This window comes from Novosphingobium cyanobacteriorum, from assembly GCF_029436685.1.
GTDB classification, from domain to species: Bacteria; Pseudomonadota; Alphaproteobacteria; order Sphingomonadales; family Sphingomonadaceae; genus Novosphingobium; species Novosphingobium cyanobacteriorum.
Map to the genome: position 1 here is coordinate 12,275 of NZ_JAROCY010000028.1, position 24,722 is coordinate 36,996.

A 24,722-nucleotide genomic window follows, 5' to 3' on the forward strand; every position below is an offset into this window, starting at 1 on the left:
GGCTTATTCCTCCTCGCCCGCGCCCTTGCCGAGTTCGGCCTTGAGCAGGAATGCGTTCTTGGTGGCGACAAGCTGTCCAGGCTTCAGCCCCGACAGGATTTCGACCCGTCCGGCGCTGCGCTGTCCGATCGTCACGAACTGCGCGCGAAAGCCCTGGCTGGTGCGGATAAACACCGCATCCTTGCCATCGACCGACTGGAGTGCGTCCTCGGGTACGACGATGGCGCTGGAAGGCGCGCCGACGCTGGGGTACAGGCGGACCCGGACACCTAGACCCGGCTGAAGCATCCCGCCGGTAACGTCGATCACGGCCGTGGCGGCGCGCGTGTCGCCGCTGAGGGTCGGAGTGACCGAGCGCACGCGACCTTCGACCATCTTGCCATCGGGCAATTCGATGACGGCCCGGTCACCGGCAGCCAGTCGCGCCATGTCGGCCGGACCGACCGAGGCTTCCACCTGGACCAGACGCGGATCGGCTACCCGAAACAGTTCCGCCTCGGGCTGAACGAAGGCACCGAGCATGACGGATTCGGCGGTGACCCGTCCGGATATCGGACTCGCCACGACTGTGCCGCGACCATCGCTGGTGACGTTGGCCGCGCCGGCAGCGGCCTGCGCACGCCGGGCTTCCGCTGCTGCGGCCGCGGCTTCCGCCTGCGCCGACTCGTATTCGGCCCGCGCCGACACCTTTTGCTCATAGAGATAGCGTTCACGGGCAAGGTTGCGTTCCGCCAGGGTTGCACGGGCGGCGGCCGCTGTCCGTTCGGACGCGATCTGTGCCGCGTCCCGGCTCTCGACGATGGCCAATGCCTCGCCTGCCCGCACCGGATCGCCGAGACGCTTGAACACGCGGGTCACTGCCCCGCCGGCACGCGCGGTTACCACGGCCTCGCCGGAAGGTGAGGGAGCGACCATGGCCTGTGCAACGATCTCCGAGCCCAGGCCTCCGGCACGGATCTCCTCGACGCCGATACCGGCATTCCGGATCGCGTCAGCCGAAAGTGCGAGTCTATCGGCGTGAGCGGTTTCCTGTGCGTTCGCCGCCTGCTCGGCCGGAGCGGCGGGATCGGCAGTCCAGCGGGCGATTTCAAAGCCGGCTCCCGCCGACACGATTATGGCGCCGGCAATGCCGGCGAGGATGCGTTTGTCTTCAAAGTACATGGGAACTCTCCGGAAGCGGGAGACGGCCAGCGGGGCTTGGGGCGCTGCGCTGGCATCGGTTGAAAAGGGCCGGAGCCATCATGGCACCTGGCGCGCGACGGGCGCCGGTGTGATCAGGCGCGCCAGTTCGGCTTGTGCGGTGTGGTAGGTGGCCAGAGCCTCGACATAGGCCGCGCGGGTCTGCGCAAGGGTGCGTTGCGCCTCGATGAGGTCCAACTGGCTGAACTTGCCGTTCGCGTAACCGATGGCGGCAATGCGGGCTGCCTCGAACGCAGCCTCCAGACCGGGACCGCCGGCAGCCCGGGCAGTTGCAGCTGCATTTGCAACAATAGCCTGCGCTGCCGCTATCTGCCGGTCGCTCTCGATCAACGCCACGCGCCGCCGCGCTTCGGACGCCGATTCAAGCGCGCTGGCCTGATCCAGCGTGGCTCTTCCGCGGTTGAACAGCGGGAACGGGATCGAAACGCCGAAAATCGCCGCCGTATCGTTCGATGCGGAAAGGCGGCGAGCGCCCGCCGTGAGAGTAATGTCTGGTACGCGCTGGGACCGGGCGAGACGGACCTGCGCCGAGGCAATGGACAGGTCGGCCTCTGCGGCAGCCAGAGCCAGGGTGCCTTGTGCGGCAATTGGCTCGACCGGACCATAGCCTTCGATTCGTTCAAACCAGGCCCGATCCAACGGCGCCGATACCGGCTGTCCGATCAGTCGCCCGAGATTGGCCCTCGCCACAATAGCATCGCGCTGGGCCTTGCCCAGGGCCACATCGGCATTGATGCGCAAGACATCCGCTCTCTGTTGTTCGATCGGCGAGGCTGCCCCGGCCGTGACGCGCGCACTCGCGGCGCGAAAACCAATTGTTGCGAAGTCGGCTTCCTGCTTTGAAATCTCGACCCGGCGTTCGGCTGCTATCGCCAGGACATAGGCCTCGGTAACATTGAGCGTCAGATCCGCCACCGCAATCGCGGCCTCGATCCGCGCACGGTCGGTCTGTGCGTCAGCGACCGCTATCCGCGCGGAACGCTTGCCGCCGAGTTCGATCGGCAAGGCGAGGCCGGTCGTCGTTTCCGCGCTTTGCGTGCCGCGAAATTGTCCGGTTCCACCGACATTCTCGACCTGGATCTGAACCTCCGGGTTTGGGCGCAGGCCAGCCACCCGGCGGCCGGCTTCAGCTGCCCGGACGTCCGCCGCAGCCGCGTTGAGACCGGGCGAACTGGTTCCAGCGGCGGCAAGCGCCTGTTCGAGTGTGAATGCCTGGGCACCCGCTGTTGGCTGAGCATTCTCAGAGGGCGGAGACGCAGATGCTGCCGGACGCCCGTCCGCAGGCGCGTTCTCCTGTGCCAGGGCATTTTGCCCAGTCGTTGCCAGCAAGGTCGCAAGTATCAAGAGGCGGCGCATGTCAGCTTGCCTCCACCGGGACGCAACCGTTGGCCGGTTCGCCGCCGTCAGGTATTTTGGACGCAAAGGCGCCCGGAATTATTTGTTGCATGGAACTGCATCCTGATGGTCATTCGGTCAGGTGCCAGAATGGCACCGGCTCGTGATCTCAGGCAGCAGCGGGGGGTTCCGTGGGAGGTGCGAGCGCAAGGGAGGCCATTGGCGCCACGGAAAAAGGCCCGACAAGTACGGTCCGGCTCAGGGGAATGAGTGCAGCGCCCTCGGCATCGGGCGAAATGGCCATGTTGCAATGATGGTGCACCACCGCGTGACATGGCGCGCCGCTCTGCTGCTTCCGGCTTCCGTCATCGTCTGCATCGGCATGAACGTCCGAAACCAGAAATTCGACAAGATGGCCAGCAGGACGATCCTGTGCGTGGGCTGTCTCCGGCGCGACAAGGCTGCCCAACAGTATGGACAGCGTCATCATCAGGCAAAGGAGAGAGCCTCGCATGAGAATGCGACTAGCAGCCTGACCGAAATTCGACAAGAACGCAGTCAAGAGCGTTCCCCGTTTATTTTTGCCAGCAAATCGGGCGGGATGGACATTACGCGAAATGCACTGACATTTGACCGACCGGTATTACCGATCGGCAATCGTCCAGAAATCGCGCCAAGTGGGACAAGCAGCAAACGGAACAATTGACCCGCGACCTCGCCAGGGTCGCGAGTGCCCACCGCTAAGCGAAGCATTGACCAATGGCTTGCCAAATGTAGCAGTGCATATGGCTGCGAGACGATATGCACCCGCTCCAGCGCGCGCCATGCGCCGGCACTGTCGCCGACCGCGCGGGCAGCACGAAACCCCATCATCTCCTCCTGAACGAAGGCATGGGCGTCGGCACGCGTCATCACGCCGCTACCTTCAAATCCTGCATCGCGTGACGCACGATCTGCACGCCGCCGCTGATGCCCAGCCCGGCGAGGATGGCCGCGACCATGAGGTCGGGCCAGGCACTGCCTGTGCCGAACACGCCCCAGGCCGCCGCCATGACGGCGATGTTGCCGACCGCGTCGTTGCGCGAGCAGATCCAGACCGAGCGCATGTTGGCGTCCCCCGTGCGGAAGCGGTAAAGCATCAGCGCCACGCCAGCGTTGACCACAAGCGCGAGGAAGCCGACCACGCCCATCGTGACCGGCTGCGGCGATGCGCCACCCACTGCCGCCATGATCGCCGTGGCCATGACCCACCCGCCGATCCCGAGGAGCGCGAGCCCTTTCAGCAAGGCAGTCCGCGCCCGGCACACTAGCAGTATTCCGGCGACGAGTAGACTGATGGCGTAGTTCGCCGCATCACCCAGGAAATCGAGCGCGTCGGCCTGCAGGGCGCGGCTTTCCGCGGCCGAGCCGGCGATCATCTCGACCACGAACATTCCGGCGTTGAGCGCGAGCGCGATCCACAGTGCGCGCCGCCAGCGCCTATCGTTCTGCGCCGTCGCGCTTCCGCAGGCGCTCTGACAGCAGGTGTCCGACATCCGAATACTCCCTCGACAGGATGCGAGTCGGTAGCCTACATACACCCTGTGGCAACTACAGGGTCAAGCGATGAGAATCGGCGATCTGGCAAAAGCAACCGATACGAAGGTAGAAACGATTCGCTGGTACGAGAAGGAAGGCCTGCTTCCCGAGCCGGCGCGGACCAGCGGCAATTACCGCAGTTATGGAACGAAACACCTCGATCGCCTGTCGTTCATCCGCCGCGCGCGCAACCTTGGCTTCAGCCTGGACGATGTCCGCGAGCTGATGGCGCTCGCCGGCGATAGCGAGCACCCGTGCGAAGCGGTCGATGTGATCGCCGGCAGCCATCTGGTCGAAGTGAAGCGCAAGATCGCCGACCTCGAACTGATGCGCGACGAACTTGCCCGGATGGTAGGCAGTTGCCGCAAGGGGACCGTCGCCGACTGCCGCATCATCGAAACCCTCGCCTCACGACAGCCAGAAAGGTCCATAGCCTGATGTTCGCCGTCCTCGCCAACCGCACTTACCGGCACCTGTTGCTGGCGCAGATCATCGCGCTCGTCGGCACGGGTCTGGCTACCGTGGCGCTGGGCCTGCTCGCCTACGATCTTGCCGGCGCCGACGCCGGCGCGGTGCTGGGCACGGCGCTGACGATCAAGATGGCGGCCTATATCGGCATCGCCCCGATCGCCGGCGCCTTCGCGGGCCGCATGCCGCGCCGGGCGATGCTGGTTTCGCTCGATCTGATCCGCGCCGCCGTAGCCCTGGCGCTGCCGTGGGTCACGGCGACCTGGCAGGTCTATGTCCTGATCTTCGTCCTCCAGGCTGCTTCCGCCGCCTTCACGCCGACCTTCCAGGCGACCATTCCCGATGTGCTGCCCGACGAAGAAGACTACACGGCGGCGCTTTCACTCTCGCGCCTGGCCTATGACATGGAAAGCCTTGCCAGCCCGATGCTGGCCGCCGCCCTGCTCACCGTGATCGGTTTCCACTGGCTGTTCGCCGGGACCGCGATCGGCTTTGTCGCATCGGCGTTGCTGGTCGTCAGCGTGATCCTGCCGGTGGTCAAGGCGCCGCCCCCGACCGGCGGCATCTATGACCGGACCACGCGCGGGACGCGCATCTACCTCAAGACGCCACGGCTGCGCGGCCTGCTGGCGATCACGCTTGCAGCCGCGGCGGGCAGCGCGATGGTGATTGTCAACACCGTCGTGCTGGTGCGCGATACGCTCGGGCTCGACCAGAGCCACGTCGCCTGGGCGCTCGGCGCCTTCGGCGGGGGATCGATGCTGGCGGCCTTCGCCCTGCCGAAGATCATCGACCGCCTCGGCGAGCGCCGTATCATGGTCGGCGCCGGGTTTGTGCTCACCGTTCTGCTCGGCGCAATGGCGCTCGCCATGCCTGGGCTGCTCGCCGCCGGTTCGCTCTGGCCCGTGCTGCTCGGTGTCTGGCTGGCGATGGGAGCCGCCTATTCGCTGACCGTGACGCCGGGGGGCCGCCTGCTTCGCCGCTCGTCGCAACCCGACGACCGGCCCGCGCTCTTCGCCGCACAGTTCGCGCTCAGCCATTGCTGCTGGATCATCGCCTATCCGCTCGCGGGGCAACTGGGGGCGCGGCTCGGGCAGCCCGCGGCATTCGCCGGACTGGCAGTGTTGGCGGCGCTGGGCGCCGTGGCCGCGCTGCGGTTCTGGCCCAGGCAAGACCCCGAGGCGCTCGCGCACAGCCACGACGATCTCGATCCCGGCCACGAACACCTGAGCACCATGCATGCGAACGGCGCGCGCGCGCACAGCTTCGTCATCGACGAACTCCATCCCGAATGGCCGGCGCGATGACCTCGGCGCTCTCAACAGTAGCGTGGTACATCGTCGCCGCCGTGGCCGAGATTGCGGGTTGCTTCGCCTTCTGGACGGTGCTGCGGCTCGATCGTTCGCCCGCATGGCTGGCAGTCGGCATCGTCTCCCTGATCGCCTTCGCCTATGCCCTGACCAGGGTGGAAGCCGAAGCGGCGGGGCGCGCCTTTGCCGCCTATGGCGGCATCTACATCGTCGCCTCGCTGGTCTGGCTGGGCGTGGTCGAACAGGTCCGCCCCGATCGCTGGGACATCGTGGGCGGCGCGATCTGCCTGAGTGGCGCCGCCTTGATCCTGTGGGGTCCGGGTAGGTCCTGACGGCGTCGCCTGCCCTCCCAGCCCTTCGGCTTGCAGCCGCTGTTAGTCGAAGATTTCCTCGAGCCAAGACTTGCGACGGAAGCCGTGCTTGCCATGGCCACCATGGCGTTCGTGCTTGCCGTAGCCAGCGTAGGGATCGGGTGCCGGTTGATCGGGCACAGGCTGCGCGGCGCTCTTTTCGATGATCTTGTCCAGTTCGCCGCGATCAAGCCAGACGCCGCGGCATTTTGGGCAATAGTCGATCTCGACGTTCTGCCGTTCGCTCATCACCAAGTCGACATTGTCACAGGCTGGACATTTCACGTTCGCGTTCCCTTCGGACCAGATGGGCAGATTGCCGTTGCGCGCAGAAGAAATGTAGGTGCGGCGATGAATTGCACAATCCCCAAGCACCACGCCAAATCGAGCGATGAACGGATTGCCGCCGGCTACATTGGCCTCTGCCGACGGGCGACCTCCACCTGAAGTCCGGCGGCCTTCCACTCCGGAAACCCGTCCACGAGGCGGCGTGAATGGAGCCCTCGGGCACGCAATGCCGCGACAGCTTCGAACGAGAGGACGCACCATGGCCCTCTGCAATAGGCGACAACTTCCTGTCCGTCCGGCAGATCGGCGAGGCGGTCGGTGAGTTCGGACAGAGGAATATTCAGCGCGCCGGGTAAATGCCCGGCTTCGAACTCGTCGCGAGGACGAACATCGAGCACGGTCACCAAGCCGTCCTTCATTCGCCCGATCAACTCCTCGCGCGATACCGCTTCGAGCGAATCCCGCGCACGGAAATAGTCCGTCATCACCCGGTCGATCTCGGCGATATTGCGTTCCCCTACACGGCCAAGCGCGTGAACAAGACCGGTAACCTCGCTCTCACCCGCCAGGCTGTAGATGATCCTTTTGCCTCGCCGCTCTGCACTCACCAGCCGCGCGCGTCGCAGGATCTGCAGATGTCGCGAGGTGTTGGCGAAGGTCAGCCCGGCACGCTTCGACAGATCCTCGACGCTGCGTTCGCCCTGGGCGAGGTGCTCCAGCAACTCGATGCGGTTCGCGTGGCCAAGCGCCTGCGCCACTTCGGCGAGCTGCGTATAGATTGCCTGTTTTGGTCCCATGCTTGACATCACCGCAATTCAGGAGAACATTCCACAGAATGATTGAATGAGTCTAGGGCAGTCGAGCCGAGAGTGCAATGCGATGATCGAACATCATGCTCCATGCCGTCCTCGCTCCGTCAGCCGCATTCGATGCCGCTTGCCTGGGCGCGCTTCCTCCCGCCTTCAACTCGCAGCGGTCCCGGCGACGTTTCTGGCGGCATTGGCTTGGTCTGCGCCAGCCAACGCGGCGCCTGGCGATCCGGTCGCTCTCGGCGACGGGGTTACAATCGATCCGATCGTCGAAGGCCGTCTGCGATACGAAGGCGTGGATCAGCCCACGGCGAAAGCGGATGCCATGACTTTGCGGTTGCGCGCTGGTTTCGAGCTGAAGCACAGCAGCGGTCTTTCGTTCCTTGCCGAAAGCGAAGGCACGCTCGGCATCGTGAACGATTACAACGCCTTTCCCTTTACCATCGCCAACAGCCAGCGGCGGCCACAGTTCGCCACGGTGGCCGATCCGATGAACATCGAACTCAACCGGCTGCAATTGCAATACAGGTCCGCCAAGGCGACGGTGACCGTCGGCCGACAGCGCATCGCGCTCGACGACCAGCGCTGGATCGGCGCGGCCGCCTGGCGGCAGAACGAACAGACGTTCGATGCCGTTCGCGGCGAAGCACGAATCGGTCCGCTGAACCTCGATGCCGCTTACGCTTCGAGCCAGCGAACGGTGTTCGGCATCGATGCTGGGCCGCGCCAGTCCTTTGACGGCGATTTCATTATGCTGGGCGCCGGAGCCAAGGCGGGGCCGGTCGCGGTCAAGGGCTTCGCCTACCTGCTCGACTACGACAATGCCCTGTTCGCGGCCAACAGCTCGCAAACCTACGGTGTGCGCGCCACCGCCACCCTGCCGGTCGGGCGCATCGTGAAGGCGAACCTGGCTGGCAGCTGTGCGCGCCAATCGGACTATGGCGGCAATCCGGCCAGCTACTCCGCCGACTACGCCGCGCTGCAAGCGGCACTTGTCGTAAAGGATCTCACCGTAACCGGAGGGTGGGAACTACTGGGATCGGACAATGGCCGGGCGGTACAGACGCCGATGGCCTCGCTGCACCCCTTCAATGGTTGGGCCGATATGTTCCTGACGACGCCCAATACGGGGCTCAAGGATTATTATGGTTCGCTTGCCTACCGGTTTTCCGGTGTGAAGGCCTTGCCCGGCCTCAATGCCAGCCTTGCCTATCACCGCTTCGACAGCGCCACGGGCGGCCTTCACTACGGCGATGAATGGGACGCGAGCCTCGGCTTCAAGCTCGGCCGAGCCACGATCCTCGCCAAATATGCCGATTACCATGCCGAACAGATGGCCACGGACACCCGCAAGGTCTGGCTGCAGGTCGAGTTCGGATACTGACCGCCCATTGCTCGCGAAGAGCAAACAAGGAGTCCCACCCCGTGATCCTGCGCCAGTTCCTCCATCGCGAGCCCATCGGCATTTCCTACCTGTTCGGTTGCGGGGGACAGGCAATCTGCGCGGTGGTCGATCCCGTCGGCGCAATCGAGCCCTATCTGCGCGCCGCCGAGGAGGGCGGCATGCGGATTGCCTATGTGATCGACACGCATGTGCATGCCGACCATGTCTCGGCGGGGCGCGTTCTCGCCGAAGCGACAGGTGCGGACTGCGTGCTGGGCGACAAAGCCGATGTCGGCTTTCCCCACCGCGCGGTTACGGATGGAGAAGTTCTGCCGCTCGGCAATGTGACAGCCCAGGTTCTACACACGCCCGGACACACGCCCGAGCACATCTGCCTTCTGGTCACCGATCACACGCGCACCGAGGAACCCTGGTTCGTGCTGACCGGCCATACACTGATGGTCGGTGACATGGGGCGCACCGAACTCGCGACCAGCGCCGAAGACGGCGCACGCAACCTGTTCCGCAGCGCCGCACGGCTCAGAGAATTGCCGGACCATGTCGAGGTTCTGGCTGGTGCCTATGCCGGCTCGGTTTGCGGCCGGCGGCTTAGCGGCAAGCCTTGGTCCACAATCGGCTTCGAGAAGCGTCACAACGCTGCCTTTGCCATCACCGATGAAGACGAATTCGTGCGGGAAATGCTCATCGAGATTCCCCCGCCGCCACCTGAGGCCGCCCGGTTGAGGGCTATCAATGGCGGCCTTGCCGTGCCGGCCGAGTGACCATGCCGGTCGCCCCCACGGTTGGACGCACGGTCCGGCTCGGCCTAAAGGAAAACTGGCCGCAATTCGCGCTGCTGGTGCTGGTCAACGCCTTCGTCGGCGGCATGGTCGGGATCGAGCGCACGGTGGTGCCACTGATCGGGGCCGAGCAGTTCCACCTCGCCTCGACGACGCTGATCACCTCGTTCATCGTCAGCTTCGGCGTGGTCAAGGCCTTCGCCAACCTGGTCTCTGGCCAGCTTGCCGACGCCTGGGGCCGCAAGCGCGTGCTGGTGCTGGGCTGGCTGTTCGGCCTGCCGGTTCCGTTCATGATCATCGAGGCGCCAAGCTGGGAATGGATCGTCGCCGCCAATGCGCTGTTGGGGATCAATCAGGGGCTGGCCTGGTCCATGACGGTGATCATGAAGGTCGATCTGGTCGGCCCGAAGTCGCGCGGACTTGCGGTCGGCCTCAACGAGTTCGCGGGCTACCTGGCGGTCGGAGTGACCGCGTTTCTGACGGGCTACCTTGCCTCCCGCTATGGCCTGCGCCCGGTCCCCATTTACCTTGGTATTGCCTATGCGGCGCTGGGTCTGCTGTTCTCGATCCTGCTGGTGCGGGACACGCGCGAACACGTCCGGGTCGAGACTGAAGCCCATCCCCGCCAGGAATCGACCGTAAGCTTTTCGGAAGTCTTCGCGCTGACCTCGTTCCGCAATCGCAATCTGTTCGCGGCATCGCAGGCCGGTCTCGTCAACAACCTCAACGACGGCATGAGCTGGGGCATCTTTCCCCTGTTCTTCGCGTCGCTCGGCCTGGGCGTCGAACGCATCGGACTGCTCAAGGCGCTCTATCCGGCAAGCTGGGGCTTGCTCCAGGTGGCGACCGGCCCCTTGAGCGACCGATGGGGCCGCAAGGGTCTGATTGTCAGCGGCATGTGGGTTCAGGCCGCAGGCTTGGTCGTCACCGGCCTGGGCAACCATTTTGGCTGGTGGGTTCTTGGCAGCCTGATGCTCGGGATTGGCACGGCCATGGTCTATCCAAGCCTGATCGCCGCCGTCTCGGACGCGTCGCACCCCAGCTGGCGCGCACGGTCGCTCAGTGTCTACCGCTTCTGGCGCGATCTGGGTTACGCCATCGGGGCCTTGTCAGCCGGGCTGATCGCGGACGCATTCGGGTTTGCCGCCGCAATTTTGTCCATCGGCGGACTGACTTTCCTTTCAGGCGTCATCACTGCGATCGCGATGCGCGAAACCACACCTCGCGCAGAATTGCCGCCCTCATCCGTCAATTCTGACGCAGATCAATGTGCAAGTCGTTCGCAACATCAATAGTAATGTAAGTCGCATACCCATTTAGCAAGCAGGAGAAGAAGCATGTCGAAGTTTGCCCAGTCCCGTTCAGGCTTGGCCATTCTCGCTGGGTTCGCAAGCCTGACCATCAGCGGCCTTGTGGTCGCCGCAGAAGCTGGAGAGCACCCAGCGGCCCAACAGGTACCGCAGGCGATGGGACCGGTGCATCGTCAGGCCATGGCCGGCATGATGCGGCAAATGCAGCAATGCATGAGCGAGGAAGGAAATACCGGCGAAACCGGCCGTGAGGCAATACGCGCGCGCATGAGCCAGCGCATGCACAAATGCGCCGAAGAGATGATGCCTGCGGGAATGCCGCATCATCAGGAAGGCAAGGAAGACGAAGGCACCGAAGGCAAACCCGAGGCTGGCGAGCAGCATCATGCCGCGCCCGGCGGCGAGGCCGCCCCCAAGAGCGATGCGGGGCATTGAGCGGGTTGGACTGTCCCATGCGAACCGCTGCTCGAGCATTCCGCGGAAGGAGGCTACGATGAAACGGTCCATTCAATTCGCCGCAATAACGGGCACGACGCTTGCGCTGTGGCCGGCACTCGCTGCGGCACAATCATCGGCCTGGGACCGTAACCACGGATACGGCCCGCACATGATGGATACCACGGGAGGCTGGGGGCACGTGATACTTGGTCCACTGTTCATGATCCTTGTCGTTGCGGCGCTCATTGCCGCGGTTGTTCTGGCGGTGAAGTGGCTGGGATCGGGTTCGCAAGGCCCCCGTCGGCCAGACGCCCTCGACATCCTCAAGGAGCGCTACGCACGCGGCGAAATCGACAAGGATGAGTACCAGGAACGGCGCAAGACTCTCGAGGAGTAGCCGTCGCGGTGCGAACGCCGGACGAGGCCCCGGAGGCTCGGACCCGCGACATGGGTGGCGGCTCATTCGAAGAGTCTTACGCAAGCTGGCGTGCGTCGACGCTCGGCCGGATTACCGATGGGCTGGAAGTCGGCCTGATATTTGACCTCTTGGGGGACGTGAAGGGTCTTGACGTCCTTGATGTCGGTTGCGGCGACGGCGCGTTGATGGCGGAGCTATCTCGTCGCGGCGCGACAGTTTCGGGGGTGGACCCCGATGCACGCGCAGTGACCGCCGCACGGCGCCGCGCGGACACCGAAGGTCATTCCTACACGGTTCTGGCGGGACGGGCCGAAGCGCTCCCCTTTGCGGATGCCTCGTTCGATTGCGTCGTCGCTATAGCGGTCCTGTGCTTCGTCGAGAGACCGGAGATCGCGCTGGCGGAGATGAACCGCGTCCTCAGGCCGGGAGGACGGCTGGTCCTTGGTGAACTGGGCAAGTGGAGCATCTGGGCCGCGATCAGGAGAATCAAGGGCTGGTCGGGTTCGCGGACATGGCGCGCGGCACGGTTCAGGACTTCGCGCGAACTGCGGCGGCTCGTCGCAAGTCAGCGGCTCGAGCTGCGGCGCATCGAAGGTGCGATCTTCTATCCGCCGTTCGCCCGTGCCGCCCGGCTCATGGCACCGATCGACGGCTGGCTTGGCCGGCGCGGTATCGCGGGAGCCGCATTCATCGCGCTATGGGCGCAAAAGCCTGGATGACCCGCTCTGAAGGTCTTGCCCCGCATCCATGTTGACAGACCGCTATTGTTATTGCAACTCATTAGCAACTTAGGGCGCGAGCGATTCGCATCAGGGGGTATATCGTTGTTGTTTCACCTGTCTCGCAGGGCCGTCCTGCTGTGCTCGGCGTTCCTGGCTTTTCCGGCTCATGCCGAAGAGGCCGCATCATCCAAAACCGCCGATGACGGCTCGGCCGATCACATTCTGGTCATTGCCAGCCGGCAAGAGGATCCGGCACCGGGATCGACTGCCGTGGTCACCCAGACTGAACTTGAGAACGCGCGCGTGTTCAACGTCAACGAGGCGCTGCGCAAGGTGCCCGGCCTGGTCGTGCGCGACGAGGAAGGCATCGGCCTGCGCCCCAATATCGGCGTCCGCGGACTTCAACCGACGCGATCGACCAAAATTCTGCTGCTCGAGGATGGCATTCCGCTGACCTACAGCCCCTATGGCGACAACGCGAGCTACTACCACCCGCCGATCGACCGCTTTGCATCGATCGAGGTAATCAAGGGCTCGGGACAAATCCTCTATGGCCCGCACACGGTGGGCGCGGTCATCAATTATGTCACGCCGGACGTTCCCGAAACGCTGGGCGGGCACTTCAAGGCAGCAGTCGGCAATCGCGGCTACTATGACCTGACTGGAAGCATCGGTGGCCCGCTCGGGTCCGATGCGGGTATCAACCTGATCGTCAACCGCAAGGAAAGCGACGGCGCGCGCGACAACCTGCACAGCGCGGTCACCGACGCCAATCTGAAGTTCCAGGCGCAACTCGGCGAGGCGCATTCCCTGACTGTCCGCGCGAGCCTTTACGACGAGAACAGCAAGCAGACCTACAGCGGCCTGACTCTGGCCGAGTACCAGTTCGATCCACGCTACAACCCCTTCGTCAACGACCGGTTCAACACCCGCCGTTATGGCATTTCGGCCACCCATGGCTGGCAGGTGACGGATGATCTCAAGCTGTCGACCAGCGCGTTCTACAGCTATTTCGATCGCAACTGGTGGCGCCAGTCCTCGAACTCGTCGCAGCGGCCAAGCGATGCGAGCGACCCGGCCTGCGGGGCGCCGGTGATCCTGCCGAACGGTGTACCGAGCATGCCCAATCTTTCGACGGGCTGCGGCACCGAGGGGCGGTTGCGCACTTACAATGTTTACGGACTGGAGCCGCGTCTGGTCTGGTCGCCGGCCTGGGGTCAGGTCGATGCCGGGCTTCGCATCCAGCACGAAACGCAGGATCGCCGCCAGTTCAACGCCGACACGCCGGGCGGGCGCACGGCGGGACCTGGCCCTAATAGCGGCATCAAGGAACTCAGCGACCGCCGTATCACGGCGCTGTCAGGCTATGTCCAGGTACGGGTCGATTTGGGCGATGTCAGCGTTACGCCCGGTGTCCGGGTCGAGAATATCCGCTACAAGCGCGAGGACGGTCTGACCGGACTGGCCGGCAAGACAACCATCACCGAAGTCATTCCGGGTATCGGTGCAAGCTGGAAAGTGGGCGAAGACGCCATCCTGTTCGCCGGTGTCCACCGCGGTTTCTCACCGCCGGGCGTGGCAGACATCATCACCGCGACCGGCGGCACGCTCGATCTCGATGCCGAGCGCAGCTGGAACTTCGAGATCGGCGCGCGTTTCCGTCCCGCCCGGGGCCTGTTCGTCGAGGCGACCGCCTTCAGGCTCGACTTCGACAACCAGGTCATCCCGGGAAGCATCGCCGCCGGAAATCCGGCGGGCGCCGTCAATGCCGGCAAGAGCCTGCATCAGGGTCTCGAACTTCTCGCGACCGGCAACAGCCGCGACGCGGGATGGACCGACGGCTGGGCGATCGAGGGGCGTGTCGCCTGGACCTGGCTTGCCGACGCGAAGTTCACCGCCGACCGCTGCGAGGCTCTCGCAGGAGCGGTCGCGGTTGCCCCGTGCGATGCCGGCGAAGTGAACGTGCGCGGACGTCGCCTGCCCTATGCGCCGGAACACACCCTTTCGGCGACGCTCGGCCTGTCCGCGGGGACGGTCCATGCCGAGGTGGAATACGTCCACGTTTCTTCCCAGTTCGGCGACAACCTGAACACGGTCGCGATCTCCGCCAATGGCCAGCGCGGCCGCATCCCGGCCTACGGCATCTGGAACGCCGCGGTGAATTTCGAGGTGTCGGACCGGTTCACCCTGTTCACGACGGTCAAGAACGTGGCGAACAAGGTCTATATCGTCGATCTCCTGCGCGGTATCCTGCCCGGCAGCCCGCGCCTGATCCAGGCTGGCGTGACGGCGAAATTCTGATCGGGCGAGCCAGTCCGGCGTAGCGGCGCAGACGGCGTCGCCACGCCCGGCCGGATCAATGCCGAGCGAACACGCTTGGGCGCTCCGTGCCGAAGGCCATGACCGCGTAAGGTTGCGTTCGTCCGCCCGGAACCTCCATCCCGGGCGACCCCAGCGGCATTCCCGCAACTGCCAGTCCGCGCACGCCCCTGGGGCGGCTCGCCAGAACACGGCGCATGTCGGCGATGGGTACATGACCTTCGAAGGCCAATCCATCGACCACGGCAGTGTGACACGATGCCAGCGCCTCAGGCAGGCCGACCCGACGCTGGAACGCGGCGCGGTTGGCATCATCGACGATGCGCATGTCGCGCCCGAACGCTTGCCGGACCCGCGCCGCCCACTCCTCACAACATCCGCAGCCTGGATCGCGGTGCATCAGGATGTCGCTGGCGGCGAGAGCAGGTGTCGAGATCAGGGCCAAAGCCAGAAGCAATCTACGCATCTCATTTTACTCCTTTATCCATAGTTGGAGGGCATCGGGACACCGAAAGTCAAGATCGCCATTTTTACATAAATGCATCGAGTTCTCAGAACCAGAATCTCACGCCCCCGACAAAATTGACGGCGCTGGGATCCTCGCCGCGCAAGCGGGAGTATCGAGCAGTGCCACTGGCTTTCCTCGACCATTCGACCCCGATGTAGGGCGCGAACTCCCTGCGGATTTCGTAGCGCAGGCGAGCGCCCAGTTCGAAACTCGACAGGCCCGAGCCGATGCCGCTTGCGGGTACGTCCTGCGCTGACAAATCGAGTTCGGCACGGGGCTGAAGGATCAAGCGCTGGGTAATCCGTTCGTCGTAACTGCCTTCGATCCGTGCCAGCAATTCGCCTTTGTTGGACAGAAAGACCTGCCCGGTGGAATGGAGCCAGTAGGGCGCAATTCCTTCGATTCCTACAACGGCATAGGTCCGCGAAGGGTTCGGCACGATGTCATGGCGCAGGCCGACCTGGACGTTCCAGAAGGGTGAGATCGCCCGTGAGTACAGCGCCTGGACCTCGACTTTCTCGATCCGCTGTCCGAACGAGCCTTCACCCTTCGACCGGATGACCAACCGGTCGATATCGCCGCCGAACCAGCCTTCGCCTTCCCAGCGATAGCCATCACTCCCATTCCGGACCTGCAACTCGGCGAGGTCGAACCGCACCATGGAGCCGCTGAAGGCGCCGTTCTCCTGGCGCAGCGCTGCGCGGGCGCGGGCCATTTTCGCGGGATCGAATAGGGCATCTGCAGCATGATCGTCTGGTGGTGCGGGAGCAGGCGCGGCCCCTATGGAAGTATCACCAGGCTGGCCCATATCCATGCCCGGCATGGCGTCGTCCGTCTTACCGGTCGGTGCTGGAATTGGAGGAGCCGCTTGCTCCTTCGGTGGCACTGGCTTTTGCCCCATGTCCATTCCGGGCATGGACTGGGTATCACTTTGGGCCATCGCCGGGACCGGCAGCGCGAAAGCAGTTACGGCGGCGAGCAGGATCGTTTTCATGCCGCATCCTCTTCGCGCCGCACCGTAACGACGCGGAACATGCCCGCCATCATGTGCAGCAGCATGTGGCAGTGGAACGCCCAGTCGCCGAGCCCGTCGGCGGTAAGGTCAAATGAGACCTTGCCGCCGGGCAGGACGTTGACCGTGTGTTTCATCGGATAATGACCGGGGTTGCCGGTGACCACCTCGAAGAAATGCCCATGCAGGTGGATCGGATGCGGCATCATCGTGTCGTTGATCAGGTTGACTCGCACCCGCTCGCCCAGGCGGAAAGGGATCGGCGTGGTGTTGTCGCTGAACTTCTCGCCGTCGAATGACCACATGTAGCGCTCCATGTTCGCGGTCAGATGGATGTCGAGTTCGCGCGAGGGCACCCTCGCGTCCGAATTGGGCGTGAGCGACTTGAGGTCATGGTAGGTCAGCACCCGGTGATCGACCTTTTCGAGCCCGGTCGGGCGTTCGCCGGTGCGGTCGATCGGCATGGGGGAGAGCGTCGCAACCCCCGGTCCCAGCTTGACCTGCGGCGCGACGGAAGGGTCGCGCATCTTCATGCTCCCTCCCGACATGTCCATGGCTGGCATGGCGCTTCCGGACATATCCATACCCGCCGTGTCGCCACCCGACATCTTGCTGTGGTCCATTCCGGCCATGCCGCCGCCCGACATGTCCATGTCGCCCATGCCCATGTCCTTCATGGTCAATAGCGGCCGCTCGCGGATCGGCGGGATTGGCGCGACCATACCGAGGCGTGGCGCGAGGGTTGCGCGCACCTGGCCCGAGCGATCAATGGCCTCTGCAATCAGGCCATAGGCTTCGTCGCCTTTGGGCTCGACGATCACGTCGTAGGTCTCGGCGATGGCGATCTGGAATTCGTCGATCTCCACCGGCTGAACATTCTGCCCGTCAGCTGCCACTACCGTCATCGGCAAGCCGGGTATGCGCACGTTGAAATTGGTCATCGCCGAGGCATTGATGATCCTGAGACGCACGCGCTCGCCCGGCGCGAACAGTCCGGTCCAGTTTGCAGTGCTGTCGTGGCCGTTGACGAGGTAGTGATAGGTCGATCCGGTGACATCGGAGATGTCGGTCGGATCCATTCGCATCTTCGCCCACATCCGTCGATCTGCGGCCGACTGATCCTTGCCTGCAATCAACCCCGAAAGTGTCTGCCTCTGCATGTTGAAATAGCCGCCCTGCGCCTTCAGCTTGCGCAGGATCATGTGTGGATGGAGGAAGCTCCAGTCGGCCAGAATGATCACATGCTCGCGGTCATAGGCAACGGGATCGGGACCGGCGGGATCGATAACGATCGCACCGTACATGCCCATCGCTTCCTGCATGCCCGAATGGCTGTGATACCAGTATGTGCCGGACTGGCGCACCGGGAACTCGTAGTTGAAGGTCTTCCCTGCACCGATTCCGGGGAAGCTCACCCCGGGCACACCGTCCATCTGGAACGGCAGTAGCAGCCCATGCCAGTGGATCGAGCTTTCCTCGCCCAGCGAATTGCTCACCGCGAGGCGGACCTTCTGCCCCTCCTTCAGCCGGATTACAGGCCCCGGAACCGTGCCGTTGATGCCAACAGCGTGCCCTTCGCGCCCGCCGACACTGATCATCACATGACCGATGTCGAGCTGGATATCCTCGCCCGACACCGTCGCCATCGGTGCGCCAAGGCCCATAGTCCCGCTCCGCGCCCAGGCGGGGAGCGCGGCCGCGAGCGCAAGCCCGCCTCCGCCCCACAAACCGGTGCGGATCAGGGAACGTCGATCTATCGGGAAAGCTTGCATGCGGCACCAATCTGACCTGAACTGTCTGATGCCCATACGCGGCCTGCGCCGTCGCCCCTCACTCTGGCCCCAGAATTTCCCTGAGCCTCGTCCGGGACCGATACAGCCGGGTTTCTACGGTCTTTTGGCTAACACCAAGGATTTCGGCCACCTCTGCCTGACCAAGGCCTTCGACGGTTCGCAGCACTAGAACTTCGCGCAGCCGTGACGGCAGTGCGGCGATCGCGTCGGCCGTCCGGCCGAGTTCCTTGCGGTTGGCAACCTGCGCATCGATCGGGGCAGACCCGTCGCAAACCGAATATGCGTCTTCGAGCGGCGCGGCGCGTGTGAAGAACGAGCGGACCCTGCGCCGCCGCGCCCAGTCCCGGCACTTGTTGAGCGCGATGCGTTTGAGCCAGGTGAGAAGCGATCGTTCAGGGTCGTAACGATTCAATGCCGCGAAGGCAGCTATGAAGGCCTCCTGGGTGAGGTCGAGCGCCTCATCGGCATCGCCGATATTTGCGCGAACCAGCCTGAACACCGGCTCGCGGTAGCGCGCCAGCAGTTCACGAAAGGCAGCCTGCTGGTTTCCGTGCGCAAGCACCACGAGTTCGGCGTCGCTCGCTTCGGAGAGCGACAGACTCACTGCGCTTCAGGGGCCGCAACGTCGGGTGTGAGCGCCTTGACTACGGTCCGGTCAAATACGGCGGCCTGATCGGGTTTCAGGACGGCCCGCATGGCGAAGAGGTGCTCGAGCGTAACCTTCTGCATGTCGCCCATCACTTGGTGGGTATGGTCGATCGCTGCTGTCACTTCGGGCCCATAGCCGTGCTCGGCCTCGATCGCCGCGGCAAGGTGGGCGTTGGCCGCGCGCATCTCCAGTTCGAGCGCCTGGCGGCGGGTGGCTAAGCGCCGTTCAATGGCATCGATCTTGACTTCCTGAGCGTCATCGAGACTCAACTGCTTGTGCAGCAGTGCGTGGATTTCTGTCTCACTCTGTCGCGTCTGCTGGAAGAGTTCGCGCCCGGCATAGACACCGCCCATTGCCGCGAGAAAGGCAACCAGTGCGATAAGAGCGAGGCGCTTGCCCCAGCTCACGGATGGACATCCAGCAAGGTCGATGGCGCAAGCGGATTATCGGGCGAGAACGGAGACAGCGGCCGGGCACTGGCCGGATCGCCGCCGGACAGCCCACCCCCTGCCACACCCAGAAGGAGCGCCAAGGCGGCGGCCAGGCTCATCATTCGTGTTGCGCCCATCGCTTCCTGACGCCTTTGAGCAAGACCGACGAAAACAGCGTCGTCGATCCCGGCGAGGCCAGTGGGAACGGGTAAATCGCCAAGCCGGCGAAGGGTCTGGTCAAGGTCGAACACGAAATTACTCCCAGTGTCTTTGCGCTTTATACGCAGGCGCGCGCGCAATCCCTCAAGAAAAGGCGGCAAGAAACTTTCGAGGGGCAACTGCGGCAGCTGCGTATTGAACAATGACACTTCCGTCGAAGGACCCCTTGCAATGCGCCTTTCCCGTACCCTGCTCGCCATCACCGCGCTCGGCCTTACCGCGCCTCAACTCGCCAGTGCTCATACCGCACTTGTCGCTTCGACGCCGACGGCCAACGCCTCGGTCGCGGCGCCGACGAAAGTCGAGCTGCGCTTCAACGAAGCCGTGATCGGTGCCACCGCACGCGCCGAGATCGCGATGACTGGCATGCCCGGAATGGGTAGCCACGCGCCGATGCCGATCACCGGTTTCACCGCCCAGATCGGCAAGGATCGCAAGTCGATGACCTTGCTGCTTCGGCGCCCGCTCAGCGCCGGAACCTATCAGGTGACCTGGACCGCCGCCGGTGCGGATACCCACCGGATGAGCGGCAATTTCAGCTTCACCGTGCGGTAGGGCATAATGACCGATCTTCCCGTCATCGTCATCCGGTTCGCTCTCTATGCGGACCTGATGGTCCTGACGGGACTGGTTGCCTTCACGCTTTACGGCCAGACTGCTGAGGAGCGTACCAGCGGCATGTTGCCGCTGACGCGGCTAGCCATCCCGCTATCGTTCCTTGGGTTGCTGCTGTCCGCCTTCGGCATGGCGGCTCTGATCGCGTCGATGACGGGTACGAGCCTGCTGGCGATCGATGGCGAAACGGCGCGAAGCATCATCGGCGAAACCGCCATTGGTACCGCCTGGATCGTCCGCATGGCGGCGATGTTTGTGGCGCTGGTCTTCGCCCTGATGCTGGACAGAGGGCGCCTTTTCGCAAGGATGGGCCTCCTGCTGTGCGCCGCACTTGCCATCGCTACACTGGTCTGGACCGGACATGCCGGTGCCACGGAGGGCTGGCAGGGAACCCTGCACCGAAGCGCCGATGTGGTACACATGTTGGCGGCTGCGGTGTGGATTGGCGGAATTGCCGCCTTCGCCTTGCTGCTGTTTCGTCCCTTTGCCCTGCTGACGGAGGCGCAATTGGCGATGGCCGCCCGCGCGCTAGCCCAGTTCTCGCAGGTGGGCACACTCGCTGTCGGACTGATCGTTGCCACCGGGGTCGCCAACGGTCTGATCCTGTTGGGCTGGCCCGATCCGGCACGTCTCATTGTTTCGACATACGGCCAGCTTTTGCTCGCAAAACTTGCCCTGTTCGCGGCGATGCTGATCCTGGCAGCCATAAATCGCTGGCGGCTCACGCCGACGCTCGGCGCGGCGGCGCAAGCGGACGATGCTGGAGCGGCGGTCGGCGCCTTGCGGCGGAGCTTGCTTGTCGAGGGACTTGCCGCACTCGCTATCCTTGCGCTGGTCGCATGGCTCGGCACGCTGGAACCGCTCGGAACTGCGGTCTGAAATCGCCTCTTGACCCTGACATGATGTCAAGGTCGATGAAGAGAGCGACAGTGGAGCATCGACCATGACCGAGTCGCATCATGATCATTCCAAATGCGCCCATTCGGGCGAAGGTCTTACGTCGCAGGCGAAAACGGCGACGGACCCCGTCTGCGGGATGAGCATCGATCCCGAAACCACGCCGCACGTTGCGACGCATGACGGAACGCACCACTATTTTTGCAGCGCGAGCTGCCTCGCCAAGTTCGAGGCCGATCCGGCGCGCTATGTGGGAGATGCACCCCGCAGGTCGGAACCCACGCCCGAAGGCGTGATCTGGACCTGCCCGATGCATCCGGAGATCCAGCGCCCCGGACCTGGCTCCTGCCCGATCTGCGGCATGGCGCTCGAACCGATGACACCGACGCTCGCGGACGGCCCATCGCCGGAATATGCCGACATGAAGCGGCGCTTTGTCATCGGCCTGATACTGAGCCTGCCAGTGGTCGCGCTCGAAATGGGCGGTCACTTGCTCAAGCTCGACCGCTTGATCGGCCAGCAGATGTCGAACTGGGCGCAGATGTTGCTGGCGACGCCAGTGGTGCTGTGGGCAGGCTGGCCCTTCTTCGAGCGTGGCTTGGCCTCGCTGAGGACGCGCCATCTCAACATGTTCACGCTGATTGCCATGGGGACCGGCGTGGCCTGGGCTTACAGCATGGTGGCGACCCTCGCGCCCGGCGCGTTCCCGGCGGCGTTCCGCACGATGCATGGTGCGGTCCCGGCCTATTTCGAGGCGGCAGCGGTGATCACCGTGCTGGTGCTGCTCGGCCAGTTGCTCGAACTGCGTGCCAGAGAGACGACGAGCGGAGCAATCCGCGCGTTGCTCGACCTGTCGCCCAAGCTTGCCCGCCGGGTTCGCTCCGACGGGAGCGACGAGGAGGTCGCACTCGATCTCGTCCAGGTCGGCGACACGCTCCGCATACGTCCTGGCGAGAAAGTGCCTGTCGATGGCGAGGTGATCGAAGGGCGCGGCACGGTCGATGAATCGATGGTGACGGGCGAATCCATGCCCGTGACCAAGGAGCCTGCCGCCAAGCTGATCGGCGGCACGATCAACCAGACCGGCGGCCTCGTGATGCGCGCCGAGAAGATCGGCCGCGACACGATGCTCGCCCGCATCGTCCAGATGGTCGCCGATGCGCAGCGCAGCCGCGCACCGATCCAGCGCCTTGCCGACACCGTGTCGGGCTGGTTCGTGCCAGCTGTGATAGCCGTGGCCGCGATTGCCTTCGTCACATGGTCGCTGGTCGGCCCGGTGCCCGCGATGGGCTACGGCCTGATCGCTGCGGTCGCGGTTCTGATCATCGCCTGCCCCTGCGCGCTGGGCCTCGCCACGCCGATGTCGATCATGGTCGGCGTCGGGCGCGGCGCGCAGGCGGGCATTCTCATCAAGAATGCAGAAGCGCTCGAACGCATGGAAAAGGTCGATACGCTGGTCGTCGACAAGACCGGGACACTGACCGAAGGCAAGCCGGCCGTAGTTGCGGTCGAGACCGCCAACGGGTTCGATCAGGACGAAGTGCTGCGCCTCGCCGCCAGCCTCGAGCGTAGCAGTGAGCACCCCTTGGCGCAGGCCATGGTCAAGGGAGTTGAAGCCAGGGGCCTTTCGCTTAGCCAACCGGGCGTCGTCGATCAGCCGGTTGGCAAAGGCATCACCGGCACAATCGACGGCCACCGGATCGTTGCCGGAAATGCGCGCTTTCTCGAAGAGCAGGGTATCGCGACGACATCTCTTGCGGCGCAGGCCGACCGTCTGCGGTCCGAGGGCGCGACCGCGATCTTTGTCGGCGTGGACGGCAGCATGGCTGGCACGATCGGCATCGCCGACCCGGTCAAGGCCACCACGCCAGAGGCACTCAAGGCGCTCGATGCGGCTGGCATCCATGTCATCATGCTCACTGGCGACAACCGTGTGACTGCCGAGGCCATCGCCCGGCGGCTCGGCATCGCCGATGTCGAAGCCGATGTCCTGCCCGACCGCAAGAGCGAGATCGTCAAGCGCCTGCGAGCCGAAGGCCGCGTCGTCGCCATGGCGGGCGACGGGGTGAACGACGCGCCTGCGCTGGCCGCCGCTGACGTCGGCATCGCCATGGGCTCCGGCACCGATGTCGCGATCGAGAGCGCGGGGGTGACGCTGCTCAAAGGCGATCTCACCGGGATCGCCCGCGCCCGGCACCTCAGCCATGCCACCATGGCCAACATTCGGCAGAACCTGTTCTTCGCCTTCGCCTACAACGTCGCGGGCATCCCGTTGGCGGCGGGCGCGCTCTATCCGCTGTTTGGCCTGATGCTCTCGCCGATTTTTGCCGCAGCGGCGATGGCACTGTCTTCGGTCAGCGTCATCACGAACTCCCTGCGTTTGAGGAGGATCACGCTATGAATCTGCGCAACAAGCGAGCCTGGCTGTTGGCCGCGTTCTCGGCCGCTCTCATCGGCATTTTCCTCGTCTATCCGGAGCACCGGCAGCATCTGTTCGGTCTGATCCCCTACGCATTCCTGTTCGCCTGCCCGCTGCTGCATTTCTTCCATGGCGGCCATCACCATGGCCACCGCCACCAATCATCGGGACAAGAGCTATGAACAGCGGGCAGGTGTCGAAAGCGACAGGCGTATCGCAGCGGATGATCCGGCACTACGAGAGCATCGGCCTGATGCCGCGCCCGGATCGGCGCGATAATGGCTATCGGGACTATTCACCCGCATCGATCGAGCGCCTGCGGTTCATCGCCAATGCCCGCGATCTCGGCTTTCAGGTCGATGAAATATCGGTGCTGCTCGGCCTGTGGGACGATCGGACCCGTGCCAGCAGCGAGGTCAAGGCCATCGCCCTTGAACATGCCGAGGATCTGGCCCGCAAGGCGGCAGCACTGGAAGCCATGCGGCGCACCCTGCTGGAACTCGCCGAAGGCTGCAGCGGTGACGCGCGGCCCGATTGCCCGATCCTGGCGGGGCTTGCCGAACCACGGCGCCGCCCGGCGCGGCAATTGACAGAATTTTCCGGCAAGCCGAAAGAGGGCGTGTGAAGCGTTTGCTCTCCCTGTTGCTGCTCGCTGGAGTACTGCTTGGCCTTCTCGGCCAGGAGGCCGCGTTCGCGCATGTGATGCCGGCCCAGAAGGTCGAGCAGGTCTCCACGCCTGCCGGACAGATGAGCCCCGATTGCGCTGAGATGATGGGCCTTACCAAACAGGCGCCGCAACAGCGCGAGAAGCCATGTGACGGGACCCCCGATTGCATGGCGAAGATGGGCTGCGCGGTGTCCCTGGCCCTGATGGCGCCGCTCGCCTTTGATGCCTCGCCGCAGTTCCGCGCGGCGGCTCCATCGCAAATGCCTGTCGCCGCGCTGATCGGCCGCGATACCGGTCCTGAACCCGAACCACCCGCACGCCTTGGCTGAACTCTGACGGCGGCTGCCGAACGCTCGCGTTCGGCGCACGCCTTCCTTCCCGTTCATCCAAGGATTTTGCACATGAAAACGATTCTCACGCTCGCCGCCGCTGTGGCGGCCCTCGCCACCGCATCCGTTGCTTCCGCCCATGACGCCGCTAGCGGCCATTGGGAATGGCGCACCCAGCCCTCGTTCGGACCCAAGTCGACCGTGCCCTCGCGCACGCGTGTCTGGGTCAGTGACGGTGCGTCCACGATGGCCAATTGCGACTGCGCCATGATGAAGGCGGATGCGTCCGGCTGCATGATGGACATGTCCGGCAAGGGCCGGGCGCCGTCGGCCGGCTAAGGCGATTGCCTGGCCGATAACGACAAGACTGACTGGCCGGGCGCGTGGCGCCGTCGGAGTAGCCCCCTTCGCCGGCGCCGCGTCAATCGGAAGCCTTCATTCAGTATCGGCCCGG

The 24,722-nt window shown here is 64.4% G+C and carries 30 protein-coding genes; 17 read left to right on the plus strand and 13 right to left on the minus strand.

Translation table 11 applies throughout. The features are described from left to right. Positions 1–3: 3 nt before the first annotated feature. The 5 genes from POM99_RS19810 to POM99_RS19830 form a co-directional block, all read right to left on the minus strand. The gene (locus POM99_RS19810) at positions 4–1,161 is read right to left on the minus strand and encodes an efflux RND transporter periplasmic adaptor subunit (protein ID WP_277280420.1); all 1,158 of its coding nucleotides are present in this window, start codon (positions 1,159–1,161) and stop codon (positions 4–6) included. Between the two features lie 78 nt (positions 1,162–1,239). Then, positions 1,240–2,556 (minus strand): TolC family protein, encoded by a 1,317-nt coding sequence (locus POM99_RS19815; RefSeq protein ID WP_277280421.1) that lies wholly within the window; start codon positions 2,554–2,556, stop codon positions 1,240–1,242. 148 nt (positions 2,557–2,704) lie between these two features. Next, on the minus strand, positions 2,705–3,025 hold the full coding sequence (locus POM99_RS19820; RefSeq protein ID WP_277280422.1) for a hypothetical protein: 321 nt from the start codon (positions 3,023–3,025) through the stop codon (positions 2,705–2,707). Positions 3,026–3,093: 68 nt separating this feature from the next. Continuing rightward, on the minus strand, positions 3,094–3,447 hold the full coding sequence (locus POM99_RS19825) for a DUF3703 domain-containing protein (protein ID WP_277280423.1): 354 nt from the start codon (positions 3,445–3,447) through the stop codon (positions 3,094–3,096). Further along, entirely contained in the window at positions 3,447–4,070 is a 624-nt protein-coding gene (locus POM99_RS19830) for a cation efflux transmembrane domain-containing protein (protein WP_277280424.1), read from the minus strand. Before POM99_RS19830 ends, POM99_RS19825 begins: the two co-directional genes overlap by 1 nt. A gap of 70 nt (positions 4,071–4,140) precedes the next feature. Here POM99_RS19830 and POM99_RS19835 point away from each other — a divergent pair, with 70 nt between their 5' ends. From POM99_RS19835 to POM99_RS19845, 3 genes are read left to right on the plus strand one after another with little or no spacing between them, the layout of a single operon-like run. Continuing rightward, positions 4,141–4,551: a MerR family transcriptional regulator gene (locus POM99_RS19835; protein WP_277280425.1), complete on the plus strand. Its 411-nt coding sequence runs from the start codon at positions 4,141–4,143 to the stop codon at positions 4,549–4,551. Continuing rightward, positions 4,551–5,888, plus strand: a complete 1,338-nt coding sequence (locus POM99_RS19840) for an MFS transporter (protein WP_277280426.1) — start codon at positions 4,551–4,553, stop codon at positions 5,886–5,888. The genes POM99_RS19835 and POM99_RS19840 overlap by 1 nt, the downstream gene beginning before the upstream one ends. Further along, complete coding sequence (locus tag POM99_RS19845; RefSeq protein WP_277280427.1) at positions 5,885–6,223, plus strand: YnfA family protein; 339 nt, start codon at positions 5,885–5,887, stop codon at positions 6,221–6,223. Before POM99_RS19840 ends, POM99_RS19845 begins: the two co-directional genes overlap by 4 nt. Positions 6,224–6,265: 42 nt before the next feature. Here the strand turns inward: POM99_RS19845 and POM99_RS19850 are convergent, their stop codons facing one another. Continuing rightward, positions 6,266–6,490, minus strand: a complete 225-nt coding sequence (locus POM99_RS19850; RefSeq protein ID WP_438823036.1) for a TFIIB-type zinc ribbon-containing protein — start codon at positions 6,488–6,490, stop codon at positions 6,266–6,268. Between the two features lie 161 nt (positions 6,491–6,651). Continuing rightward, positions 6,652–7,326: an ArsR/SmtB family transcription factor gene (locus POM99_RS19855; RefSeq protein ID WP_277280428.1), complete on the minus strand. Its 675-nt coding sequence runs from the start codon at positions 7,324–7,326 to the stop codon at positions 6,652–6,654. Positions 7,327–7,663: 337 nt separating this feature from the next. On the opposite strand from POM99_RS19855, the gene POM99_RS19860 reads away from it, so the two are divergent. Genes POM99_RS19860 through POM99_RS19890 form a run of 7 tightly spaced genes read left to right on the plus strand, consistent with a single transcriptional unit; the run spans position 7,664 to position 14,711 of the window. Beyond that, the gene (locus tag POM99_RS19860) at positions 7,664–8,722 is read left to right on the plus strand and encodes an alginate export family protein (protein ID WP_277280429.1); all 1,059 of its coding nucleotides are present in this window, start codon (positions 7,664–7,666) and stop codon (positions 8,720–8,722) included. Positions 8,723–8,763: 41 nt separating this feature from the next. Continuing rightward, complete coding sequence (locus tag POM99_RS19865; protein ID WP_277280430.1) at positions 8,764–9,504, plus strand: MBL fold metallo-hydrolase; 741 nt, start codon at positions 8,764–8,766, stop codon at positions 9,502–9,504. Between the two features lie 2 nt (positions 9,505–9,506). After that, a complete protein-coding gene (locus POM99_RS19870; RefSeq protein WP_277280453.1) occupies positions 9,507–10,817 on the plus strand; it encodes an MFS transporter in 1,311 nt (436 codons plus the stop codon). 42 nt (positions 10,818–10,859) lie between these two features. Further along, the gene (locus POM99_RS19875) at positions 10,860–11,267 is read left to right on the plus strand and encodes a hypothetical protein (RefSeq protein ID WP_277280431.1); all 408 of its coding nucleotides are present in this window, start codon (positions 10,860–10,862) and stop codon (positions 11,265–11,267) included. Between the two features lie 58 nt (positions 11,268–11,325). Further along, on the plus strand, positions 11,326–11,667 hold the full coding sequence (locus tag POM99_RS19880) for an SHOCT domain-containing protein (protein WP_277280432.1): 342 nt from the start codon (positions 11,326–11,328) through the stop codon (positions 11,665–11,667). A gap of 8 nt (positions 11,668–11,675) precedes the next feature. Next, on the plus strand, positions 11,676–12,407 hold the full coding sequence (locus POM99_RS19885; protein ID WP_277280433.1) for a class I SAM-dependent methyltransferase: 732 nt from the start codon (positions 11,676–11,678) through the stop codon (positions 12,405–12,407). 15 nt (positions 12,408–12,422) lie between these two features. Then, positions 12,423–14,711, plus strand: a complete 2,289-nt coding sequence (locus POM99_RS19890) for a TonB-dependent receptor family protein (RefSeq protein ID WP_277280434.1) — start codon at positions 12,423–12,425, stop codon at positions 14,709–14,711. A 55-nt stretch (positions 14,712–14,766) separates the two neighbouring features. On the opposite strand, the gene POM99_RS19895 is transcribed toward POM99_RS19890, so the two are convergent. The 6 genes from POM99_RS19895 to POM99_RS19920 form a co-directional block, all read right to left on the minus strand. Next, positions 14,767–15,195, minus strand: coding sequence for a DUF411 domain-containing protein (locus POM99_RS19895; protein WP_277280435.1), 429 nt, complete (start codon positions 15,193–15,195; stop codon positions 14,767–14,769). A gap of 85 nt (positions 15,196–15,280) precedes the next feature. Next, positions 15,281–16,231, minus strand: a complete 951-nt coding sequence (locus tag POM99_RS19900; protein WP_277280436.1) for a copper resistance protein B — start codon at positions 16,229–16,231, stop codon at positions 15,281–15,283. After that, positions 16,228–18,021, minus strand: coding sequence for a copper resistance system multicopper oxidase (locus POM99_RS19905; RefSeq protein WP_277280437.1), 1,794 nt, complete (start codon positions 18,019–18,021; stop codon positions 16,228–16,230). Before POM99_RS19905 ends, POM99_RS19900 begins: the two co-directional genes overlap by 4 nt. Before the next feature lie 58 nt (positions 18,022–18,079). Continuing rightward, positions 18,080–18,646 carry an RNA polymerase sigma factor gene (locus POM99_RS19910; protein ID WP_277280438.1) on the minus strand — a complete coding sequence of 189 codons (567 nt, stop codon included), beginning with the start codon at positions 18,644–18,646 and terminating at the stop codon, positions 18,080–18,082. Next, on the minus strand, positions 18,643–19,098 hold the full coding sequence (locus POM99_RS19915) for a periplasmic heavy metal sensor (protein ID WP_277280439.1): 456 nt from the start codon (positions 19,096–19,098) through the stop codon (positions 18,643–18,645). The genes POM99_RS19910 and POM99_RS19915 overlap by 4 nt, the downstream gene beginning before the upstream one ends. Then, positions 19,095–19,484, minus strand: a complete 390-nt coding sequence (locus tag POM99_RS19920) for a hypothetical protein (RefSeq protein WP_277280440.1) — start codon at positions 19,482–19,484, stop codon at positions 19,095–19,097. Before POM99_RS19920 ends, POM99_RS19915 begins: the two co-directional genes overlap by 4 nt. 28 nt (positions 19,485–19,512) lie before the next feature. Here POM99_RS19920 and copC point away from each other — a divergent pair, with 28 nt between their 5' ends. The 7 genes from copC (at position 19,513) to POM99_RS19955 (ending at position 24,607) form a co-directional block, all read left to right on the plus strand. Further along, positions 19,513–19,896, plus strand: coding sequence for a copper homeostasis periplasmic binding protein CopC (gene copC, locus POM99_RS19925; protein ID WP_277280441.1), 384 nt, complete (start codon positions 19,513–19,515; stop codon positions 19,894–19,896). A gap of 6 nt (positions 19,897–19,902) precedes the next feature. Beyond that, positions 19,903–20,835 (plus strand): copper homeostasis membrane protein CopD, encoded by a 933-nt coding sequence (copD, locus tag POM99_RS19930; protein WP_277280442.1) that lies wholly within the window; start codon positions 19,903–19,905, stop codon positions 20,833–20,835. Positions 20,836–20,899: 64 nt separating this feature from the next. After that, positions 20,900–23,254, plus strand: a complete 2,355-nt coding sequence (locus POM99_RS19935; protein WP_277280443.1) for a heavy metal translocating P-type ATPase — start codon at positions 20,900–20,902, stop codon at positions 23,252–23,254. Then, positions 23,251–23,454 (plus strand): DUF2933 domain-containing protein, encoded by a 204-nt coding sequence (locus POM99_RS19940; RefSeq protein WP_277280444.1) that lies wholly within the window; start codon positions 23,251–23,253, stop codon positions 23,452–23,454. Before POM99_RS19935 ends, POM99_RS19940 begins: the two co-directional genes overlap by 4 nt. Then, positions 23,451–23,897: a Cu(I)-responsive transcriptional regulator gene (gene cueR / locus POM99_RS19945; RefSeq protein WP_277280445.1), complete on the plus strand. Its 447-nt coding sequence runs from the start codon at positions 23,451–23,453 to the stop codon at positions 23,895–23,897. Before POM99_RS19940 ends, cueR begins: the two co-directional genes overlap by 4 nt. Next, positions 23,894–24,268 (plus strand): hypothetical protein, encoded by a 375-nt coding sequence (locus tag POM99_RS19950; RefSeq protein WP_277280446.1) that lies wholly within the window; start codon positions 23,894–23,896, stop codon positions 24,266–24,268. The genes cueR and POM99_RS19950 overlap by 4 nt, the downstream gene beginning before the upstream one ends. 72 nt (positions 24,269–24,340) lie before the next feature. Continuing rightward, positions 24,341–24,607, plus strand: a complete 267-nt coding sequence (locus tag POM99_RS19955; RefSeq protein WP_277280447.1) for a hypothetical protein — start codon at positions 24,341–24,343, stop codon at positions 24,605–24,607. Positions 24,608–24,722: the final 115 nt, after the last annotated feature.

What these genes read in the sequence shown, in the direction of transcription:
- POM99_RS19855 (WP_277280428.1), bottom strand. Translation starts at nt 7,326, where the DNA reads ATGGGACCAAAACAGGCAATCTATACGCAGCTCGCCGAAGTGGCGCAG.
- POM99_RS19845 (WP_277280427.1), top strand. Translation starts at nt 5,885, where the DNA reads ATGACCTCGGCGCTCTCAACAGTAGCGTGGTACATCGTCGCCGCCGTG.
- POM99_RS19900 (WP_277280436.1), bottom strand. Translation starts at nt 16,231, where the DNA reads ATGAAAACGATCCTGCTCGCCGCCGTAACTGCTTTCGCGCTGCCGGTC.
- POM99_RS19860 (WP_277280429.1), top strand. Translation starts at nt 7,664, where the DNA reads ATGACTTTGCGGTTGCGCGCTGGTTTCGAGCTGAAGCACAGCAGCGGT.
- cueR (WP_277280445.1), top strand. Translation starts at nt 23,451, where the DNA reads ATGAACAGCGGGCAGGTGTCGAAAGCGACAGGCGTATCGCAGCGGATG.
- POM99_RS19830 (WP_277280424.1), bottom strand. Translation starts at nt 4,070, where the DNA reads ATGTCGGACACCTGCTGTCAGAGCGCCTGCGGAAGCGCGACGGCGCAG.
- POM99_RS19905 (WP_277280437.1), bottom strand. Translation starts at nt 18,021, where the DNA reads ATGCAAGCTTTCCCGATAGATCGACGTTCCCTGATCCGCACCGGTTTG.
- POM99_RS19955 (WP_277280447.1), top strand. Translation starts at nt 24,341, where the DNA reads ATGAAAACGATTCTCACGCTCGCCGCCGCTGTGGCGGCCCTCGCCACC.
- POM99_RS19840 (WP_277280426.1), top strand. Translation starts at nt 4,551, where the DNA reads ATGTTCGCCGTCCTCGCCAACCGCACTTACCGGCACCTGTTGCTGGCG.
- POM99_RS19895 (WP_277280435.1), bottom strand. Translation starts at nt 15,195, where the DNA reads ATGCGTAGATTGCTTCTGGCTTTGGCCCTGATCTCGACACCTGCTCTC.
- POM99_RS19935 (WP_277280443.1), top strand. Translation starts at nt 20,900, where the DNA reads ATGACCGAGTCGCATCATGATCATTCCAAATGCGCCCATTCGGGCGAA.
- POM99_RS19825 (WP_277280423.1), bottom strand. Translation starts at nt 3,447, where the DNA reads ATGACGCGTGCCGACGCCCATGCCTTCGTTCAGGAGGAGATGATGGGG.
- POM99_RS19880 (WP_277280432.1), top strand. Translation starts at nt 11,326, where the DNA reads ATGAAACGGTCCATTCAATTCGCCGCAATAACGGGCACGACGCTTGCG.
- copC (WP_277280441.1), top strand. Translation starts at nt 19,513, where the DNA reads ATGCGCCTTTCCCGTACCCTGCTCGCCATCACCGCGCTCGGCCTTACC.
- POM99_RS19875 (WP_277280431.1), top strand. Translation starts at nt 10,860, where the DNA reads ATGTCGAAGTTTGCCCAGTCCCGTTCAGGCTTGGCCATTCTCGCTGGG.
- POM99_RS19810 (WP_277280420.1), bottom strand. Translation starts at nt 1,161, where the DNA reads ATGTACTTTGAAGACAAACGCATCCTCGCCGGCATTGCCGGCGCCATA.
- POM99_RS19940 (WP_277280444.1), top strand. Translation starts at nt 23,251, where the DNA reads ATGAATCTGCGCAACAAGCGAGCCTGGCTGTTGGCCGCGTTCTCGGCC.
- copD (WP_277280442.1), top strand. Translation starts at nt 19,903, where the DNA reads ATGACCGATCTTCCCGTCATCGTCATCCGGTTCGCTCTCTATGCGGAC.
- POM99_RS19820 (WP_277280422.1), bottom strand. Translation starts at nt 3,025, where the DNA reads ATGATGACGCTGTCCATACTGTTGGGCAGCCTTGTCGCGCCGGAGACA.
- POM99_RS19835 (WP_277280425.1), top strand. Translation starts at nt 4,141, where the DNA reads ATGAGAATCGGCGATCTGGCAAAAGCAACCGATACGAAGGTAGAAACG.
- POM99_RS19850 (WP_438823036.1), bottom strand. Translation starts at nt 6,490, where the DNA reads ATGAGCGAACGGCAGAACGTCGAGATCGACTATTGCCCAAAATGCCGC.
- POM99_RS19870 (WP_277280453.1), top strand. Translation starts at nt 9,507, where the DNA reads ATGCCGGTCGCCCCCACGGTTGGACGCACGGTCCGGCTCGGCCTAAAG.
- POM99_RS19815 (WP_277280421.1), bottom strand. Translation starts at nt 2,556, where the DNA reads ATGCGCCGCCTCTTGATACTTGCGACCTTGCTGGCAACGACTGGGCAA.